This is a genomic window from Maledivibacter sp. (assembly GCA_025210375.1).
In the GTDB taxonomy this organism is placed as follows: Bacteria; Bacillota; Clostridia; order Peptostreptococcales; family Caminicellaceae; genus JAOASB01.
The window spans coordinates 21192-38859 of sequence record JAOASB010000030.1; the positions used below are offsets into that span (position 1 = coordinate 21192).

Sequence of the window (17668 nt, forward strand, 5' to 3'; positions counted from 1 at the left end):
CCTAAAATAAAATAAGTTTATAAAATCATATTAAATAAATACCCAACTAATATAATAGATACTCCTGTTATTGAAACAAATATTGCAATTAGCTTTGGCTTAATGACCTGCTTTAATAGAATCATTTCCGGTAAGGACAATGCTACTACCGACATCATAAAGGATAAAGCAGTACCAACTCCAACGCCTTTACCAATCAAAGCTTCTATTATTGGGATAGTACCAACTGCATTGGAGTAAAGTGGGATTCCTAATAAAACACCGACAAATACTGCAAAGGGGTTATTTGGACCCGCATATTTTACCAGAAGCTCCTGGGGAGCATAGCCATGTATTGCGGCACCTATTATAATACCAACTACAATGTATGCCCAGACCCTTTTTACGATGTCTTTAACAGCATCTAGGGCGAAACGGGCTCTTTGCCTTACGTTCATATCCGGTGTTTCTGCTTCATTCATATGGATTTGATAGACATACTCCTCAACTAAATGTGTTAAATTAAGCTTTTCAATTAGCATTCCCGAAATAATACCAATTATCATTCCAGCTCCAGTATAAAGAATGGCAATTTTTATATCAAAATAAGTCAGCAGCCAGCCCAATGCAATTTCATTAACAATGGGAGAGGTAACTAAAAAAGTAAATGTAACACCCAGTGGAATACCCGATTCCACGAAGCCTATAAATATAGGCACTGTTGAGCATGATCAGAAAGGAGACAATACTCCTAAAACAGATGCCATAAAATGGGCTCCGAATCCGCCAAACTTGCCAAGAATTTTTTTAACCTTCTCCGGTGGGAAATAACTTCTAATATAGGAAATAGTAAAAATCATAAAGCTAAGAAGTATGATAATCTTTAATGTATCATAGATAAAAAAATTAACACTTTCTCCTAATCTAGAATGAAGGTCTAATCCAAAAAGCTTTCCCACTATAAAATCTGCTATTGATTGAAGCATCTAATCACCTCCTCATCATTTGAAATGTTTTTGTTCTTCATTCAACTGATTGTATAATGCTTTCTTTACTAGATTGATTATCTCGAAAACCTCTTTGTGTCTTACTTTATACATAACCTTAAGACCATCTTTTCTGCTGGTTAATATTCCTTGATCCCTTAAAATCTTCAAATGTTGAGATACATTAGACTGCTCTAGCTCAAGGTCTTCATAAATATGACATACACATAGCTCGTCTTCGTTTCTCAAACGATCTATGATCTTGATTCGAGTAGGATGTGCTAGAGCCTTTAAAAATGATGAAGTTAAATTAAAATATATGTTTGACATAGAAGCCTCCTTTTCCGAAATAACTATATTAGAATATTCTAATGTAATTATATTATTTTTTTAAAAAAATGCAATAGCAAAATATAAAAAAATTGAAAAAATCCGAAGTGAAAAAGCAATTATGAATTAAGCTACACTATGAAAATCCTATATAGATATTAGAAATCCTCAATCATGTAAATTTATCCTATGTAAAATTTACCTGAATTTATTTTGTAAATAATAGAAAGGTTTGAAAAAAGTACAACAGATAATTGTATATAAAAGAACAAAAAATATAGATGTATCAATTATATATGATGCAGTAAATATTTATTTTTGACTTCAATTCCATAGAAAAAGCAGAAGCCTTTTTAATCCAGAAGGGATATGTAGTTCTCTAGGTATTGTAGGCAAACTTAATGCATTGTATGTAAAACAAAAAGATTTTTAACTTCAATTTTGAAAGGAGAATTTCAGTGGGAAATAAAAAGTTAAGAATACTCACCCTTAGTTTATCATTAGTACTGATTGTATCAGCGTTTGTTGTAGGATGTGCGCCACAGCAAAGACCTGTACCAGATAGGTATGGTACTAGATATTACATGAATGATGACAGGGCCGATACAAGATACAATACAGGATATAATACAAGATTTGATACAGGATATAATTCAAGGAGTCCCTATGACTATGGACAAGGTAATACGGGAGACGGTAGATTGTATGGATTCTTTGGTAATGGAGACAGAGGAATGGGATCTGGATATGATAATATACCACGACAAGGGATGATGTCACCAACAAGAACTGCAAACAATTCTGATCAGGTCAATAGAATGCAAAGTTCATGTAATAAGATTAATGGTGTAACAGACTGTACTGTTGTAAGAGATGGAGATACATGCTATGTAGGATGTAATACTGCCCAGGGAACAAATGAAAATACAGCAGCACTACGCACACAATGTGCAAATAAAATCAGACAAGTAGATCCATCGGTTAAAAAGGTAGTTGTGACAGTAGACCCAAATAAAATAACAAAACTCAGAAATATGGTTAGAGATACAAACATGGGTAGACCAACAAGAAGTTTCATAAACGATTTAGAAAATTTATTTAGATAATATAGAAAAAGCTTCCCTAATATATCACGGGAAGCTTCTCTTAACCCAGATTATCCATAGGAAATTCAAAATTGCCCTAAATATTTTCAAACTTCCTATGAATAATGTGGGCTTAATTATTTTTTGAGTGTGCCCTATTCCATATCCTTTGTATATTGCATAGCTTGTAGTTTGTATGCTTCGGCTTTATACATGTGAGACAGGTACTTATTCATATTAATCATATAATTTATGTAGTCTTCATCCTGCATGTTTTCGTCCATCATCATGGGATTCATGCACATCATCATAGGGTTCATAGGCATCATACACATCATGGTTTGCATAGGATTCATAGGTTGCATAGCCATATTTGGCATCATGTCCTCTTGCATCATAGGATAATTCATAGGCATCATCCTTGGAAACATGGGCATCATAGACATCATAGGGTTCATTGACATTCCCATATATGGATTGCCTCCCATGCTTTGATTCATTTCCGTAGCATTTTCCATACCGTAGTACTTATCTTTTTTATTCATAGCATAAACACCTCCTAAAATCAAAAAAAAATATAATCCTTGTATTAATAACATATGATTAAATAGGCTTGTTCCATACTAAAAATTAAATATTTTGTAGGATGAAGGAAAGGTAAGTAAAGGAGATACTAAGAAAGGTAGATGAATATTATGTAAATTTAAGAAGATATCCTATAGAATATGGATTTCTCAACAGGGCAGATGATTGGGTCAGATATTGGGTAAAGAATCAATATTAAAAGCTTAAATAAGTCCAAATATCCATTTGTAAAAATGTCCATAAAAAAGATAAAAATATGTAATTTTTCAAAGAATAGTGCTAATATTTGTGTTAATATATAAATAATCAATAAAGCAAATTGCATGATTGCTGTATACAAAAAATTGCTATTACATATGAACTTAAAATCTTAAAAACATATCATCAAATAGGCTCATATCTTAAGCAATTAAATAAAGAATAGTATTGGCATATGCAATTTCCTCAATGATTAGCTTTATTAACTTTGTGGGGGTTTTTTTATGGAGGAAAAGATAGTTCCTCAGATTGACCTGATTTTAGCGTTATCTGAAAGTTTGGACTTGATTAGCTCTGCTATTGTCGGGCACCATGTGAGGGTCGCTCTTTTAGCATTAAATATGGGATTGAAGCTTGATATGGAGAAGAAGGACATAAAGGACTTGACCCATGCAGCTCTTCTTCATGATGTAGGGGCATTATCATTAAAGGATAGATTGGACGGACTGGAATTTGATCTAAGGGATCCACACTTTCATTCCATTGTGGGATATAATTTAATTAAGGTGTATGAGCCCTTTGAAGGAATTGCAAACATAATTAGGTGTCATCATACTAAATGGAATGAGATTCCCAAATTTAGGGATAATGATATAGATGTGCCTTTAAGCAGTCAAATCATATATTTAGTCGATAGAGTGGATGTTTTAATGGATTGGACTAGGAATACATATGATCAGACTGATTACATAGTTAAACAAATTCAAGCTGAGAGTGGAAAAAAGTTCAACCCTGAGGTTGTAGATGCTTTTATAGAAGCCTCTGGATCAAAAAGCATTTGGCAGGACTTTGATTCAAAAAGTATTATTTCTATATTTTACAATCTTTTGGGAGGTACGTTTTTAGATATAGATGAACTTGGTAAGATTTCTAAGATATTGGAAAGGGTAATTGACTTTAGGAGTAGATTTACAGCAACCCATTCCAGTGGAGTTGCCTATGTTGCTTCTAAGCTAGCCGAACTTTCCAAAATGTCTGAAAGGGAAGTAAAGATGATGAGAATTGCTGGTAATCTCCATGATTTAGGAAAGCTGGCGGTTCCCCAGGAGCTTTTAGAAAAGCCTTCTAGTCTTACTAAAAATGAATTTGAAATAGTCAAGCAGCACGTTTATTATACATATTCTATACTCAAAAAAATAAGAGGCATCGGAGATATATATGAGTGGGCTGGACTCCATCACGAAAGGTTAAATGGAAGGGGTTATCCCTTTAATAAAACAGCTGAGGAATTATCATTGGGGTCAAGAATCATGGCAGTATCCGATGTTTTTACTGCCATTTCAGAGGATAGACCCTACCGTAAAGGCATGAAAAAGGAAAAGGTACTATATATATTAGACGATATGGCCAAAAGAAATGAATTGGATGGGGATATTTGGAGCCTACTGAAGACAAATTATGATGAGGTAAATGAAGGGCGTAGGGATGTTCAACATAAAGCAGTAAATGAATTTAAAGGTTTTTGGAGGGAGATAAACAAGGACTATGGGCAAATATAGATTGTGATAATTAAGAGTTATAAAGATTCTAGTCAAAACTTTAATTTATATAAATTAAAGTCTATACTAAAATCCCTATAATAAAAAATTAGGCTTACTTATATGCTCATCAATGACATACAAAGTGATGTCAAATTTGATATAATTATAGTAGGTTTAATGAAAAAATTAAAGTTGAGGTGATTGGGGTATGAATAAGTTAAAAACTATTGAAGAAGCTGTATCGCTTATTAAGGATGGGATGACTGTAATGATAGGTGGTTTTTTGGGGGTTGGAAGTCCCCATGGAATAATTGATAAGATGATTGAAAATGGGATTAAGGATTTAACACTCATTGCTAATGATACGTCTTATACTGATTGTGGAGCAGGGAGACTAATAGTTAACAAGATGGCAAGTAAGGTAATAACTTCCCATATCGGGACAAACCCTGAGACAGGAAAACAGATGAATGCAGGAGAAATTGAAGTCGATTTAGTACCTCAAGGAACTTTAGCAGAAAGAATAAGAAGTGCTGGTGCTGGACTTGGGGGCTTTTTAACTCCTACAGGAATTGGAACCATGGTAGAGGAAGGTAAGGAAAAATTTGAAATTGATGGGAAAGAGTATATTTTAGAATTGCCCTTAAAGGCGGATATTGCCCTTATAATGGGTGCAAAGGTAGATAAAAAGGGAAATATTTATTATGATAAATCAGCTAAAAATTTCAACCCATTAATGGCGACAGCTGGGGATATAGTAATCGTGGAAGCTGAAGAGATCGTTGAGATAGGTGAAATAGACCCTAACAATGTTATGACACCGGGAATATTTGTTGATGTTATCGTAAAGGGGGGTAAGTAAAATGGATAAGGGTAAAATTAAAGAAGTCATAGCGAAAAGGGTAGCCAAGGAGCTTGAAGATGGAGATGTTGTTAACCTAGGGATAGGCTTACCTACTATGGTAGCAAATTATGTTCCAAATGACATAGAAGTAATACTTCAATCTGAAAATGGATTCGTTGGTATGGGCCCTGCTCCAGAGGAAGGAAAAGAAATAAAAGATCTAGTGAATGCAGGGGGAATGCCTGTTACTACCTTACCAGGAGCAGCATTTTTTGATAGTTCGATTTCCTTTGGAATAATCAGAGGTGGACATGTAAATGCAACTGTACTTGGAGCATTGCAGGTAGATCAAGAGGGTAATCTAGCCAATTGGATGATACCGGGAAAGAAGGTTCCTGGTATGGGAGGAGCTATGGACTTGGTAGTAGGAGCCAAGAAGGTTATAATTGCAATGACCCATACTGCCAGAGGAAGTGTTAAGATTTTAAAAAAATGTAATTTACCATTAACAGCTAAAGCACAGGTTAATCTTATAATTACAGAGATGGGAGTCATGGAGGTTACAAAGGAAGGACTAGTTCTTAAGGAGATAAATCCAGAGTTTACAGTGCAGGAGGTTCAAGCTGTAACGGAAGCAACACTGATAATTCCGGAAGATATTAAGAGGATGGAAGTGTAAGAGAGTTACAAGCTGCAAGCTGGAAGAAAAAGACCAATAAAGTGCTAGATTTTTAAAAAGGGAATCAAAGAAAAAATGATTCTCTTTTGTTTTACCATAAAGCTCTAGAGAAGGGTTTGTGGTTTGTTTAAAAATAGGATCATGTTATAATTCTATAATTCTATGGTCTAAAATCCACCTCTTGTTCTTTAGAGTTTATAAGAAAGACCCTAAAACTTGGAACTTGCGACTAACTAAAGTTAAGGTATAATTATCTTAAATATAGATTTCCCAAAATTAAACTTAATTTGTACATCTTAAAATATCCGATGATTCTAGGGATTTTTGATGTGGATAAATTAACTGTTTAACTGGAATATCTATAACATATGGAAAAGGAGACACGTATATGCAGTTATTAAAGCATAAGGAATTCTATTTTGCCATTTATATTTTTTTGGTCAATTTATTTGGATTTGCTATCATGCTCATAGATAAATATAAGGCAAAAAAGAACAAATGGAGAATCAAGGAGACAAGCTTCTTTATAACAGCAGTTATTGGTGGTGCCGCAGGGATACTTTTAGGTATGACAATGGTTAGACATAAAACCCAGCATAAGACCTTCTATATAGGAATACCATTGATTTATTTACTTAACAATCTAATCGTTTGTGGATTAATATATTTTCTATATTTGAAAGGACACTAATACTTGGTGTCCTGAGGCTGCCTAACAATCCGAATTTCTTCGTTGTTGCTTCACCCAAGAACCCTTACGTATGTCTGTATACGCTACGGCCTCTCGGTTTCAGCACGCCTCGAACTTCGAATTGTTAGGCAGCCTGCCATCTTGTTGACTTTGTCAACAATCTGAGGACACTAATGCTTAGTGTCCTTTCTTCTTTTCCTTCTTTTTTTGTTGTTTTAGTTCAAACTTCTTTCTTTCTCGCTCTAGCTTTTTAGCCTTGGAGGCTGTTTTTCTTTGTTTCTTATTTTCTTCGTACTGGAGCCTTAAAGCTTCTTGAGCCTTTGTGGATATACTCTTTTCCTGCATAGCTTTTGCGGCTTCCCTTTGCCTCCTTTTAGGATTGATCTTTGTACGAGTAAGGCTTTTTTCCATCTCTTCATTAGGCTTACTATAACTCAGCTGTTTTGGATAATACTTTATCATAAAGTTATAAAGCTCCGGGCCTGTAGGCTCCTTTCCAAAAACAAACCTAGAAACGGAATAGCCTTTACCATCGGTTTTTTCAAAAATTCCAATCCAATAAGGACTTTCAAAAAGAATAGTACATGAAGTATTGACATAATGCATAAAATCTTCCCCTTCTTGAAATTCTATTTACTAGGAATGGACGACCCGAAGGGGGAAGGCTACTGATATCTTTATAATAAAAGATACGTCTGGACTACCAACCAGAGCTGTGTTTTTATCCTAGAATATAACAATATTATATCATATTAAATATAAACAACTCTAGGATTGGATAAGATATATAGATTTACCATAAACTCTTGATAAATAAAAAAACTATTTACATATACCCTGTAAGGGTATATAATAAAGTGATAAGAATTCTCAAAAGGGGTGAGAAAATGACAGTGGAAAAAAGCTTTAAAATTCAAGGCATGACCTGTGCCGCTTGTGTTAGAGCAGTAGAGAGGTCAGTTAAGAAGATAGAAGGAATAGATGAGGCTAATGTTAATTTAGCCACGGAAAAGATGATTGTAAAATATGATGAACACAAGATATCTGAAAGTGATATCATTCAAACTGTAGTGAAATCAGGGTATAAAGCTTCCATAGATGAAGAATTAAAGGAGGTTATCATACCCATACAAGGTATGACTTGAGCCGCTTGTGTAAGAGCAGTTGATAGGTCTATCAACAAGCTAGAAGGTATAAAATCCGTAAATGTAAATATAGCCACCAATAAAGCAACGGTAGTCTATGATATAAATAAAGTAAGATTATCGGAGATAAAATCCGCAATCAAAAAAGCTGGTTATACCCCCCTAGACATAGAAAAAGAAGAAATTAAGGACGATGACCAAGATAAAAAGGAAAAAGAAATAAAAACTATGTGGACTAAATTTGTGGTTGCCCTTTCCTTTACCATACCACTATTTTATATCTCCATGGGTCACATGGTGGGTCTACCAATACCAAGCTTTATAAATCCACATTTCAACCCATTAAACTTTGCATTAATTCAGCTGTTATTGACTATTCCTGTAATGATTGCAGGATATAAATTCTACACCATAGGCTTTAAATCCCTATTAAGAAGAAGTCCAAACATGGATTCTCTAATAGCTTTGGGAACTAGTGCGGCAGTAGTATATGGGCTTTATGCAACCTATAAAATTATGAATGGACACCTGGAGTATGCTAAAGACCTATATTTTGAGAGTGCGGGAGTGATTATTGCCCTTATTATGCTTGGGAAATATTTAGAAACTCGTTCCAAGGGTAAGACCTCTGAAGCCATAAAGAAACTAATAGGACTTAGACCTAAAACAGCTACAATAATTCAAGGTGAAGAAGAAATAACTATACCTATAGAAGAGGTTGAAGTAGGGGATATTATACTAGTCAGGCCGGGGGAAAAAATACCTGTAGACGGAGAAGTAGCTGAAGGGCATAGCTCAGTTGATGAATCCATGCTCACAGGAGAAAGTATTCCAGTAGAAAAAAATATTGGAGCCAAGGTAGTAGGAGCAAGCATAAATAAAAATGGGGTTCTCAAGGTTAAGGCAACAAGGGTAGGGAAGGATACTGCCCTAGCTCAAATAATAAAGTTGGTTGAAGAAGCCCAAGGAAGTAAGGCACCAATTGCAAAGCTAGCGGATATAATAGCTGGATATTTTGTTCCCATAGTTATGGGGATAGCTATACTAGCAGGGGTATTATGGTATATAGCAGGACATGGAGCCGTATTTTCACTGACAATATTTATATCAGTATTAGTTATAGCTTGCCCTTGTGCATTGGGACTCGCAACTCCTACGGCAATAATGGTGGGAACTGGTAGGGGAGCAGAGCTGGGAGTTCTCATCAAAAGTGGTGTGGCCTTAGAATCCGCCTATAAAATACAAACCATAATATTTGATAAAACTGGAACCATAACTGAAGGAAAGCCTAGGGTTACTGATATAGTTACACTAAATAATTATCCAAAGGATAAGCTGCTGCAAATAGCAGCCACTGCTGAAAAGGGTTCTGAGCATCCCTTAGGGGAGGCAATAGTTAAGGAAGCTGTTGAGAAAAATATAGGACTATTAAAGGCAAAGGATTTTTATGCAATACCTGGTCATGGAATTGAAGTAAAGATAGAAGATAACAATATACTTCTCGGAAATGAAAAACTCATGGGGGATAGAAATATAGACATGGGTCTAAAGGATGAATCCATAAAGCTAGCAAGTGAAGGCAAGACTCCCATGTTTATAGCTATAAATAATAGATTGGAAGGCATCATAGCTGTGGCAGACGTTGTAAAGGAAAATAGTAAAGAAGCTATAAAAAAACTACATGACATGGGAATCGAAGTTGCAATGATTACTGGAGATAATAAAAGGACGGCGGAGGCTATAGCTGGACAGGTAGGTATAGATATAGTTTTAGCTGAGGTTTTACCAGAGGATAAAGCCAATGAGGTTAAAAAGCTTCAGGAAAAGGGTAGAAAAGTAGCTATGGTTGGAGATGGAATAAACGATGCACCGGCCTTGGCCATGGCTGATATAGGTATTGCAATTGGATCAGGAACAGATGTCGCAATGGAATCAGCGGATATAGTTTTAATAAAAAGTGATCTCTTAGATGTGGTTACTGCAATTAAACTGAGTAAGAGTACCATAAGAAATATTAAGCAAAATCTTTTCTGGGCATTTGCCTACAATACAGCGGGAATACCATTGGCAGCCGGACTTTTCTATGCCTTTGGAGGTCATAAACTCAACCCTATGTTTGCAGCAGCAGCAATGTCCATGAGTTCAGTATCTGTAGTAACAAATGCCCTTAGACTTAGAAAGTTTAAAGGATAGTCTATTTAAAAGTTAAATTTTTTAATAACAAGAAAGGATGTATATTATGAAAAAAATGATTTTAATTGAAGGAATGAGTTGTCATCATTGTACTGGTAGAGTTGAAAGAGCATTAAGTGAAATTGATGGTGTGACAGTGGAAAGCATAAGTGTGGATGAGAAAAATGCGGTTATAGCATTGCAAAGGGAAATTGATGAAAAGGTTATTAGAGATACCATAGATGAAGCAGGATATGATGTTGTAGAGATTAAAGAAATATAAATATATAAAATTTTAAAACCTATAAGAACCCTTTATTTTAATATGAAGTAAAGGAATTCTTATAGGTTTTATTTTACAATATGATCTTACTCTCAATAGGGCTAGACAGAATAATATTAGTCTGGGTAGTACCAAATTTTTTTAAATCATCAATCAGTCTTTCCAGCTGTTCCATGCTCTGCACCATAACTTTTATGATCATACAATCCCCACCGGTTACATGATGACATTCAATGATACTATTTTTATTAGGTGCAAATTCCAAAAACCTTTTATAATTTTCTGCCCGTATAGCGATACTTATAAAGGCCTTTATACTTTTATTAAGCTTATTTGCGTTAACTGTAGCTCTATACCCAGTAATTATACCGTTTTCTTCAAGTCTTTTAACCCTCTCTGATACCGCAGGAGAAGTTAAGCCAACCCGATGACCTAAGTCCTTCATGGAAATTCTTCCGTCTTGCTGTAATATTTCTAAAATCTTAAAATCTGTAGAATCCATAATCAAACCTCCAGAAATTATTGTAGGGATTTAAGTACGGACTTTAATTTATACGTATAAAAAACTCCTAGAATCACTGAGTATTTTCATACGTATAAATCAAGTTCTACCATGTAAACCCTATATATTAAAATAATAAAGAAAATCAAAAAACAAATTAAAAAATTAAGGCAATACTATTATAACACTTAACTTATAAACTGTACATAGATGATATTACTTGATAAAATTTTGTTAAAAGAAGATATTACTTTGAATATAAAGGGAAGCTTTTCCCATAAATATAGGAGGTATATTATGGCTAAAGTAAAGATAACCGAGACTATTTTAAGAGATGCTCATCAATCATTGATTGCGACTAGAATGAAGACAGAAGAAATGCTACCAATTTTAGAAAAATTAGATGAAGTAGGATATCACTCTCTAGAGATGTGGGGTGGTGCTACATTTGATGCTTCTTTAAGGTTTTTAGATGAAGACCCTTGGGAGAGACTCAGAGCCATTAGAAAAAAAGTTAAAAATACAAACCTACAAATGCTTTTAAGAGGACAAAATATTTTAGGCTATAAGCATTATGCCGATGATGTAGTAAGGGAATTTGTTAAGAGATCTGTAGGTAATGGAATTGATATAATAAGAATATTTGATGCATTAAATGATGTCAGAAATCTAAGGGTGGCCTTAGAAACTACAAAAAAAGAAGGTGCCCATGCTCAAGCAGCAATTTCCTATACCATAAGTCCAGTGCATACAACTGATAGTTATGTAAAGCTGGCTAAGGATATGGAAAGTATGGGTGCGGATTCTATATGTATAAAGGATATGTCAGGACTTTTAACACCATACTATGCATATGAGCTTATATCAGCACTAAAGAAGGCTGTAAAAATTCCACTTCAGCTACATTCCCATGCAACCAGTGGATTAGCTAGTATGACTTACCTAAAGGGTATTGAGGCAGGAGTGGATATAATAGATACTGCGATTTCTCCATTTGCTTTAGGTACTTCTCAACCGCCTACAGAACCCCTTGTGGCTACCCTAAAGGATTCAAAGCGTGATACGGGATTAAGTATTGACAAACTAAATGAAATAGCAGAATACTTTAAGCCTATAAGGGAAAGAAGTATGGAAAGTGGACTTTTAAATCCTAAGGTGCTTGGTGTAAACATTAATACACTGATTTATCAAGTGCCTGGAGGAATGCTTTCAAATCTTGTTTCACAGTTAAAGATGCAAAATGCTTTAAATAAATTTGATGATGTATTAAAGGAAGTCCCTAGGGTGAGGGAAGACTTAGGATATCCTCCATTAGTTACACCAACAAGTCAAATTGTAGGAACTCAAGCAGTATTAAATGTTATAACTGGAGAAAGATATAAGATGGTTCCTAAAGAAGTAAAGGCATATGTGAAGGGTATGTATGGAAAATCTACGGTGCCAATGAAGGAAGAAATAATCAAAAAGATTATAGGCGATGAAGAGGTTATAACCTGTAGACCGGCGGATCTAATAAAACCTCAATTACAAGACATAAGAAATGAGATGAAGGAATACCTAGAGCAGGAAGAAGATGTATTGTCCTATGCATTATTCCCACAGGTTGCAGAAAACTTCTTTAAATACAGACGTGCTATGAAGTATAATATAGACAGTAATTTCGTTGATATGGAATTAAAAACCTATGCAGTATAAGTAGGGATAAACTAGGGAGAGGGGACAAAGGTATGAATCATAATTTATCTAAAAAGAACGGTGCAGTATCTCCGTCAGTTACATTAGCCATAACTGCTAAAGCAAAAAAAATGAAGGCCGATGGTATTGATATAGTAAGCTTCGGTGCTGGAGAACCAGATTTCAAGACTCCTGATCATATTAGAAAAGCTGCTATCAAAGTTATTGAAGAAGGAGCTATTGGCTATACCCCATCAGCAGGACTTTTACAGCTTAAGGAAGCTATTTGTGAGAAATTAAACAAGGATAATAATTTAGAATACTTACCTGAAAACATCGTTGTATCCAATGGAGCTAAGCACTCTATATATAATGCTCTTGGAGCTATATGTAATCCTGGGGATGAAGTTATCATTCCTGTTCCATATTGGGTTAGCTATCCTGAAATGGTAAAGATGGCAGATGCAAAGCCAGTATTCGTAGAAACTTTAGAGGAAAATGGATTTAAATACACTAAAGAAAGTTTACTTGATGCCATAAACGATAATACCAAAGCCATATTTCTAAACAGTCCGAGCAATCCCACTGGAGCTGTTTATACAGAAGAAGAAATTAAAGCAATTGCTGAAATAGCAATTAAAAATAATATTTATGTTATTTCCGATGAAATTTATGAAAAATTAATTTACGATGGAAAGCATGTAAGCATTGCATCCCTTGGAGAGGATATCAAAAAGCTTACAATAGTAATTAATGGTATGTCAAAGGCCTATGCCATGACTGGTTGGAGAATAGGCTACCTAGCCGCTGATAAGGAAATAACAAAAATCATTACCAATGTACAAAGTCATGCTACATCAAATCCAAACACAATCGCCCAATATGCCAGTATCGAAGCATTAAGAGGGGATCAAGAGCCTATTAAGCAGATGATTAAGGCATTCGATGAAAGAAGAAAATATATGGCTGATAAAATTAACTCTATAGATAATTTATCATGTACAGTGCCATCGGGAGCATTCTATGTAATGGTTAATATATCAAAGCTTATTGGTAAAAACCTAGGGGGACATGACATCAAGGACTCTATGGATTTTGCTCAGTATCTTTTAGATTCCGCTAAGGTTGCTGTAATACCAGGCTCCGGGTTTGGAACTGATAATTATATTAGACTTTCCTATGCAACTTCCCTTAATAATATAAAAGAAGGATTAAATAGAATTGAAAAAGCAATAATTTCATAGATAAAGACAAATTTTAAGCTGGCCTGCTAAGAAGAGGTCAGTTTTTTATATTTACCATATATTTCATTATATTAGCAGGAAAATTATTTATAGTAGAGAATATACACATGTGTATGGTTAAGCTAGGTTTAGGACTAAGGGGAATGTTAAAATTCAGAAAAGTCATTCAATATAGGGTTTTCATAGTATAACTTAAAGTCTATACTAAAATCCCTATATAGATTTCCAAAAGTTAAATTTAATTTATGCATCTCAAAATATGCCATGTTTCTAGGGAATTTTGATGTGTATAAATTAATTGTTTAACTGGAATATCTATATATCATGTGAGGAGAATTAATATGATGAGGATAATAAAAAACGGCAAGGTATATGGGCCAGAATATCTTGGAGAAGTAGATGTTTTAATGGTCGGCAATAAGATTATGAAGATAGAAAAGGACATAGATATATCGGGGTGTTTGCTAGATGTGGAAGTAATCGATGCAAAGGATAAGATTGTAGCTCCAGGATTTATTGATCAGCATGTACATATTATTGGAGGAGGGGGAGAAGCGGGATTTCACAGCCGAACCCCAGAGGTAATGCTGTCAAAGGTTGTTGAAGCAGGAGCTACCACCATTGTAGGGCTTTTAGGAACCGATGGAAGTACAAGACATATAGAATCCCTATTAGCAAAAGCAAAGGGTTTAGAAAATGAGGGTATAACTACCTATATTCATACGGGCTCCTATGAACTGCCGAGTGTTACTCTAACGGGTAGTGTAAAAAAGGATATTATGTTTATCGATAAAGTCTTAGGTGTGAAAATTGCAATATCAGATCATCGATCATCACATATTACGAAGCAGGAGCTAATAAGGTTAGCTTCTAATGTAAGGATTGCGGGTATGCTAAGTAACAAACCGGGTATAGTTCATATGCATATGGGAAATGCAGAGGAAAAACTAGATATGGTTATGGACATTGTTAATGAAACCGACATACCAATTAAGCATTTTGTGCCTACCCATGTAACTAGAACTGAAGAACTTTTAAATCAAGCCATGGAATTTGCCAAAATGGGTGGACATATAGATATTACTTCCTGTGGGGAACTAAATGAGGGAAAACCGATGAAGCCTAGTAAAGCAGTGGCACAATGCATTGCAAGGGGAGTTCCTGTCGAGAATATCACCATGAGTTCCGATGGAAACGGTAGTATGCCTAGGTTTGATAGTGAAGGAAACATCATTGGTTTAGGAATAGGCAGCTTAAATTCCCAATGTGCCGCATTTAAAGCCATGGTAAAGAAAGAGGGGTTAGATATATCTACGGCCTTGAAGGTAATAACCTCAAATGTTGCAAAGCTTTTAGAAATATATCCAGTAAAGGGATGTATTAAAGTCGGAAGCGATGCTGATATTGTTCTGATGGATGAAGAATTAAATATAAATATGGTAATTGCTAAGGGTAAAAAGATGATGGAAAAGGGAAAAGTCATCGTTAAAGGAACCTTTGAATAGAAGAGAACCTTGAATAATTACCATTAAAATACATAAAGACTTAGAATGATACATAAAAGGTGAGGATATTGTTATGAAAACTATAGGAATACTAGGAGGAATGGGGCCTCTAGCAACTGCGGATTTATTCAAAAAAATAATAACCTTGACGGATGCAAACAGTGATAATGAACACATTGAAATAATAGTAGAAAATAATACAGAAATACCCGATAGAACAGACTATATAATAAATAATGGAGACAATCCAACAAAGCAGATGATAAAATCTGCCATTCGTTTAGAGATGATGGGGGCAGATGTTATAATCATGCCTTGCAATACAGCCCATTATTTTTATGATGAAATTATACAATATATAGATGTGCCCTTTATCAATATGATATCAGAAACTGCGAAGGAAACAGCAAAATTATTTCCTAATGAAAAAATAGGGCTTCTGGCAACGGAAGGAACCTACAAGGCGGGTATATATGATAAGGTATTTGATAAATATAATTTGAATTTGGTCACGCCTGATTACGATAAGCAAAAATATATTATGGAACTAATATATAATATAAAAAAGGGCAAAGATAATATGGATATTACAAATTTTAAAGGCGTTTTGGAGGAATTGAAGGAACAAGGGGTTAAGGCTTTTATATTAGGATGTACAGAGCTTCCCATAGCTTTTCAAATGTTTGACATAGGGGAAGAATGTATAGATCCAACGAAAATACTTGCTTGTAGTTCCATTAAGTTTGTAGGAAAAAATATCAAAACTACATAAGAATATAAGAAGATATAAAGTTTAAAGGGGCTAATCCGAAGCTTATAGTACTGTTTTCGGGTTAGTCCCTTATAAAATGTAATCAAGTGTAGAAACATGTTCTAGCTGCTTCATTTACTAAAAATTGTATATTTATTTAAATAAATCAAATAATAATTGAAAGCTAGCTTGGAGGAACCTATAGTGAAGAAAGAATTCGTTTCAGATAGACAATGTATAATTCTCATATTTCTATTTTTGGTAGGTGAATCGGCAATATTCGTGAGGGGTGGTAAAGCTGAACAAGACCTATGGATTGCTGTTTTAGTAGCATTGATTATGACATTTCCAATGGCCATGATATATGCCAGACTACATTGCTACATTTTCATGGGAAAAGATATATTTGACCTTATTGAATTCTGCTTCGGAAAGTTGGTTGGGAAGATAATCATACTACTGTTTGCATTTTATACCTTTGAACTATCATCTGCGGTTACAATAAATGCCTCCCAATTTATTATAACAACAAGTTTTCCCGAGACTCCTGAAATAATGATAACAATTATGTTAATAATTCTATCGGCATGGATATTAAGGTCAGGTTTAGAGGTTTTTAGTAGATGGGGTGGATTATTCGGTTTAATAGCTTTTACTGTACTGATTGGCAGCATATTATTATTAATTCCTGATACTAATATTGATAATATATTCCCGATATTAAACAATGGAGTGAACCCAATAATTAAGGGAGCATTTGGAGCCTTCGCATATGCTTTTGCAGAAATTATAATATTTATTATGGTATTTTCTAAATTTGAATCTAAAAAATCTCCCTATAAAGTATATTTTTTAGGATTATTAATAGGTGGAATATTGGTTTTTATGATTTCTTTTATGAATATTCTAGTCCTAGGATCAAATACAGCGGGAAGTTTTTATTTTGCCACCCATAGTTCTTTTAGAAGAATAGATGCAGGTAAATATTTTCAGAGAATAGAAGTACTGATAGCCACAGTATTTATGATAGGAGTATTTGTTAAAATAAGTATAACATATTTGGCTACATGTAAATGTATCGCTAAAGTATTTGGATTTAAGGATTACAAATTTATAATCATACCTATTGGTTTGTTATTAATTAATTTATCCGTATTTTTACACGAAAATATATTTGAATACTTTGAATTCGGAGAAGAAGTATATCCATATTATGCATTCCCATTCCAAGTCATATTACCTATTATTATATTGATTACTGCTAAAATGAAGATGAGAAAAGTAAAATGAAAAAGAAGAAAAAAACCTAGAAAATTCTAGGTTTTTTTTATAACTGAGGAAATTGCATAACTCTTACTTGGCACAATTGCATATGCGAATATCATCCTTAATTTAATTACTTAAGATATAAGCATATTTGGTGGTATAGCTTTGAAGATTTTTAAACTACATGTAGTAGATGGTTTTTATAGAA

16 protein-coding genes and 1 pseudogene are annotated in these 17668 nt (G+C 34.3%); 12 read left to right on the top strand and 5 right to left on the bottom strand.

The window, feature by feature from the left end; all coding sequences use genetic code 11:
- Positions 1–17: 17 nt before the first annotated feature.
- Entirely contained in the window at positions 18–965 is a 948-nt protein-coding gene (locus N4A68_11290) for a permease (GenBank protein MCT4564880.1), read from the bottom strand.
- Positions 966–980: 15 nt separating this feature from the next.
- Positions 981–1295, bottom strand: a complete 315-nt coding sequence (locus N4A68_11295) for a metalloregulator ArsR/SmtB family transcription factor (GenBank protein MCT4564881.1) — start codon at positions 1293–1295, stop codon at positions 981–983.
- A gap of 458 nt (positions 1296–1753) precedes the next feature.
- Here N4A68_11295 and N4A68_11300 point away from each other — a divergent pair, with 458 nt between their 5' ends.
- Complete coding sequence (locus tag N4A68_11300) at positions 1754–2401, top strand: YhcN/YlaJ family sporulation lipoprotein (protein MCT4564882.1); 648 nt, start codon at positions 1754–1756, stop codon at positions 2399–2401.
- 134 nt (positions 2402–2535) lie between these two features.
- On the opposite strand, the gene N4A68_11305 is transcribed toward N4A68_11300, so the two are convergent.
- The gene (locus tag N4A68_11305; GenBank protein ID MCT4564883.1) at positions 2536–2925 is read right to left on the bottom strand and encodes a hypothetical protein; all 390 of its coding nucleotides are present in this window, start codon (positions 2923–2925) and stop codon (positions 2536–2538) included.
- A gap of 522 nt (positions 2926–3447) precedes the next feature.
- Here N4A68_11305 and N4A68_11310 point away from each other — a divergent pair.
- The 4 genes from N4A68_11310 to N4A68_11325 all read left to right on the top strand — a co-directional run bounded on the left by N4A68_11310 (position 3448) and on the right by N4A68_11325 (position 6918).
- Positions 3448–4722, top strand: coding sequence for an HD domain-containing protein (locus N4A68_11310; protein MCT4564884.1), 1275 nt, complete (start codon positions 3448–3450; stop codon positions 4720–4722).
- Between the two features lie 190 nt (positions 4723–4912).
- Complete coding sequence (atoD, locus tag N4A68_11315; protein ID MCT4564885.1) at positions 4913–5566, top strand: acetate CoA-transferase subunit alpha; 654 nt, start codon at positions 4913–4915, stop codon at positions 5564–5566.
- Between the two features lies 1 nt (position 5567).
- Complete coding sequence (locus tag N4A68_11320; GenBank protein ID MCT4564886.1) at positions 5568–6227, top strand: 3-oxoacid CoA-transferase subunit B; 660 nt, start codon at positions 5568–5570, stop codon at positions 6225–6227.
- Positions 6228–6615: 388 nt separating this feature from the next.
- Complete coding sequence (locus N4A68_11325) at positions 6616–6918, top strand: DUF1294 domain-containing protein (protein MCT4564887.1); 303 nt, start codon at positions 6616–6618, stop codon at positions 6916–6918.
- A gap of 177 nt (positions 6919–7095) precedes the next feature.
- Here the strand turns inward: N4A68_11325 and N4A68_11330 are convergent, their stop codons facing one another.
- A complete protein-coding gene (locus tag N4A68_11330; protein ID MCT4564888.1) occupies positions 7096–7524 on the bottom strand; it encodes a YjdF family protein in 429 nt (142 codons plus the stop codon).
- A gap of 281 nt (positions 7525–7805) precedes the next feature.
- On the opposite strand from N4A68_11330, the pseudogene N4A68_11335 reads away from it, so the two are divergent.
- Together N4A68_11335 and N4A68_11340 are read left to right on the top strand one after the other, a co-directional pair.
- A pseudogene (locus N4A68_11335) lies at positions 7806–10256 on the top strand (heavy metal translocating P-type ATPase).
- A 46-nt stretch (positions 10257–10302) separates the two neighbouring features.
- Positions 10303–10518 carry a heavy-metal-associated domain-containing protein gene (locus tag N4A68_11340; GenBank protein ID MCT4564889.1) on the top strand — a complete coding sequence of 72 codons (216 nt, stop codon included), beginning with the start codon at positions 10303–10305 and terminating at the stop codon, positions 10516–10518.
- A gap of 73 nt (positions 10519–10591) precedes the next feature.
- On the opposite strand, the gene N4A68_11345 is transcribed toward N4A68_11340, so the two are convergent.
- Entirely contained in the window at positions 10592–11020 is a 429-nt protein-coding gene (locus N4A68_11345) for an Lrp/AsnC family transcriptional regulator (GenBank protein ID MCT4564890.1), read from the bottom strand.
- A gap of 297 nt (positions 11021–11317) precedes the next feature.
- On the opposite strand from N4A68_11345, the gene N4A68_11350 reads away from it, so the two are divergent.
- From N4A68_11350 to N4A68_11370, 5 genes are all read left to right on the top strand, one after another.
- The gene (locus N4A68_11350; GenBank protein ID MCT4564891.1) at positions 11318–12715 is read left to right on the top strand and encodes an oxaloacetate decarboxylase subunit alpha; all 1398 of its coding nucleotides are present in this window, start codon (positions 11318–11320) and stop codon (positions 12713–12715) included.
- A gap of 32 nt (positions 12716–12747) precedes the next feature.
- Entirely contained in the window at positions 12748–13938 is a 1191-nt protein-coding gene (locus N4A68_11355; protein MCT4564892.1) for a pyridoxal phosphate-dependent aminotransferase, read from the top strand.
- Positions 13939–14279: 341 nt separating this feature from the next.
- Positions 14280–15443, top strand: a complete 1164-nt coding sequence (gene iadA / locus N4A68_11360) for a beta-aspartyl-peptidase (GenBank protein ID MCT4564893.1) — start codon at positions 14280–14282, stop codon at positions 15441–15443.
- 73 nt (positions 15444–15516) lie between these two features.
- The gene (locus N4A68_11365) at positions 15517–16215 is read left to right on the top strand and encodes an amino acid racemase (GenBank protein ID MCT4564894.1); all 699 of its coding nucleotides are present in this window, start codon (positions 15517–15519) and stop codon (positions 16213–16215) included.
- A gap of 183 nt (positions 16216–16398) precedes the next feature.
- Positions 16399–17484 carry an endospore germination permease gene (locus tag N4A68_11370; GenBank protein MCT4564895.1) on the top strand — a complete coding sequence of 362 codons (1086 nt, stop codon included), beginning with the start codon at positions 16399–16401 and terminating at the stop codon, positions 17482–17484.
- Positions 17485–17668: the final 184 nt, after the last annotated feature.

What these genes read in the sequence shown, in the direction of transcription:
- N4A68_11295 (MCT4564881.1), bottom strand. Translation starts at nt 1,295, where the DNA reads ATGTCAAACATATATTTTAATTTAACTTCATCATTTTTAAAGGCTCTA.
- N4A68_11305 (MCT4564883.1), bottom strand. Translation starts at nt 2,925, where the DNA reads ATGAATAAAAAAGATAAGTACTACGGTATGGAAAATGCTACGGAAATG.
- N4A68_11310 (MCT4564884.1), top strand. Translation starts at nt 3,448, where the DNA reads ATGGAGGAAAAGATAGTTCCTCAGATTGACCTGATTTTAGCGTTATCT.
- atoD (MCT4564885.1), top strand. Translation starts at nt 4,913, where the DNA reads ATGAATAAGTTAAAAACTATTGAAGAAGCTGTATCGCTTATTAAGGAT.
- N4A68_11320 (MCT4564886.1), top strand. Translation starts at nt 5,568, where the DNA reads ATGGATAAGGGTAAAATTAAAGAAGTCATAGCGAAAAGGGTAGCCAAG.
- N4A68_11325 (MCT4564887.1), top strand. Translation starts at nt 6,616, where the DNA reads ATGCAGTTATTAAAGCATAAGGAATTCTATTTTGCCATTTATATTTTT.
- N4A68_11330 (MCT4564888.1), bottom strand. Translation starts at nt 7,524, where the DNA reads ATGCATTATGTCAATACTTCATGTACTATTCTTTTTGAAAGTCCTTAT.
- N4A68_11340 (MCT4564889.1), top strand. Translation starts at nt 10,303, where the DNA reads ATGAAAAAAATGATTTTAATTGAAGGAATGAGTTGTCATCATTGTACT.
- N4A68_11345 (MCT4564890.1), bottom strand. Translation starts at nt 11,020, where the DNA reads ATGGATTCTACAGATTTTAAGATTTTAGAAATATTACAGCAAGACGGA.
- N4A68_11350 (MCT4564891.1), top strand. Translation starts at nt 11,318, where the DNA reads ATGGCTAAAGTAAAGATAACCGAGACTATTTTAAGAGATGCTCATCAA.
- N4A68_11355 (MCT4564892.1), top strand. Translation starts at nt 12,748, where the DNA reads ATGAATCATAATTTATCTAAAAAGAACGGTGCAGTATCTCCGTCAGTT.
- iadA (MCT4564893.1), top strand. Translation starts at nt 14,280, where the DNA reads ATGATGAGGATAATAAAAAACGGCAAGGTATATGGGCCAGAATATCTT.
- N4A68_11365 (MCT4564894.1), top strand. Translation starts at nt 15,517, where the DNA reads ATGAAAACTATAGGAATACTAGGAGGAATGGGGCCTCTAGCAACTGCG.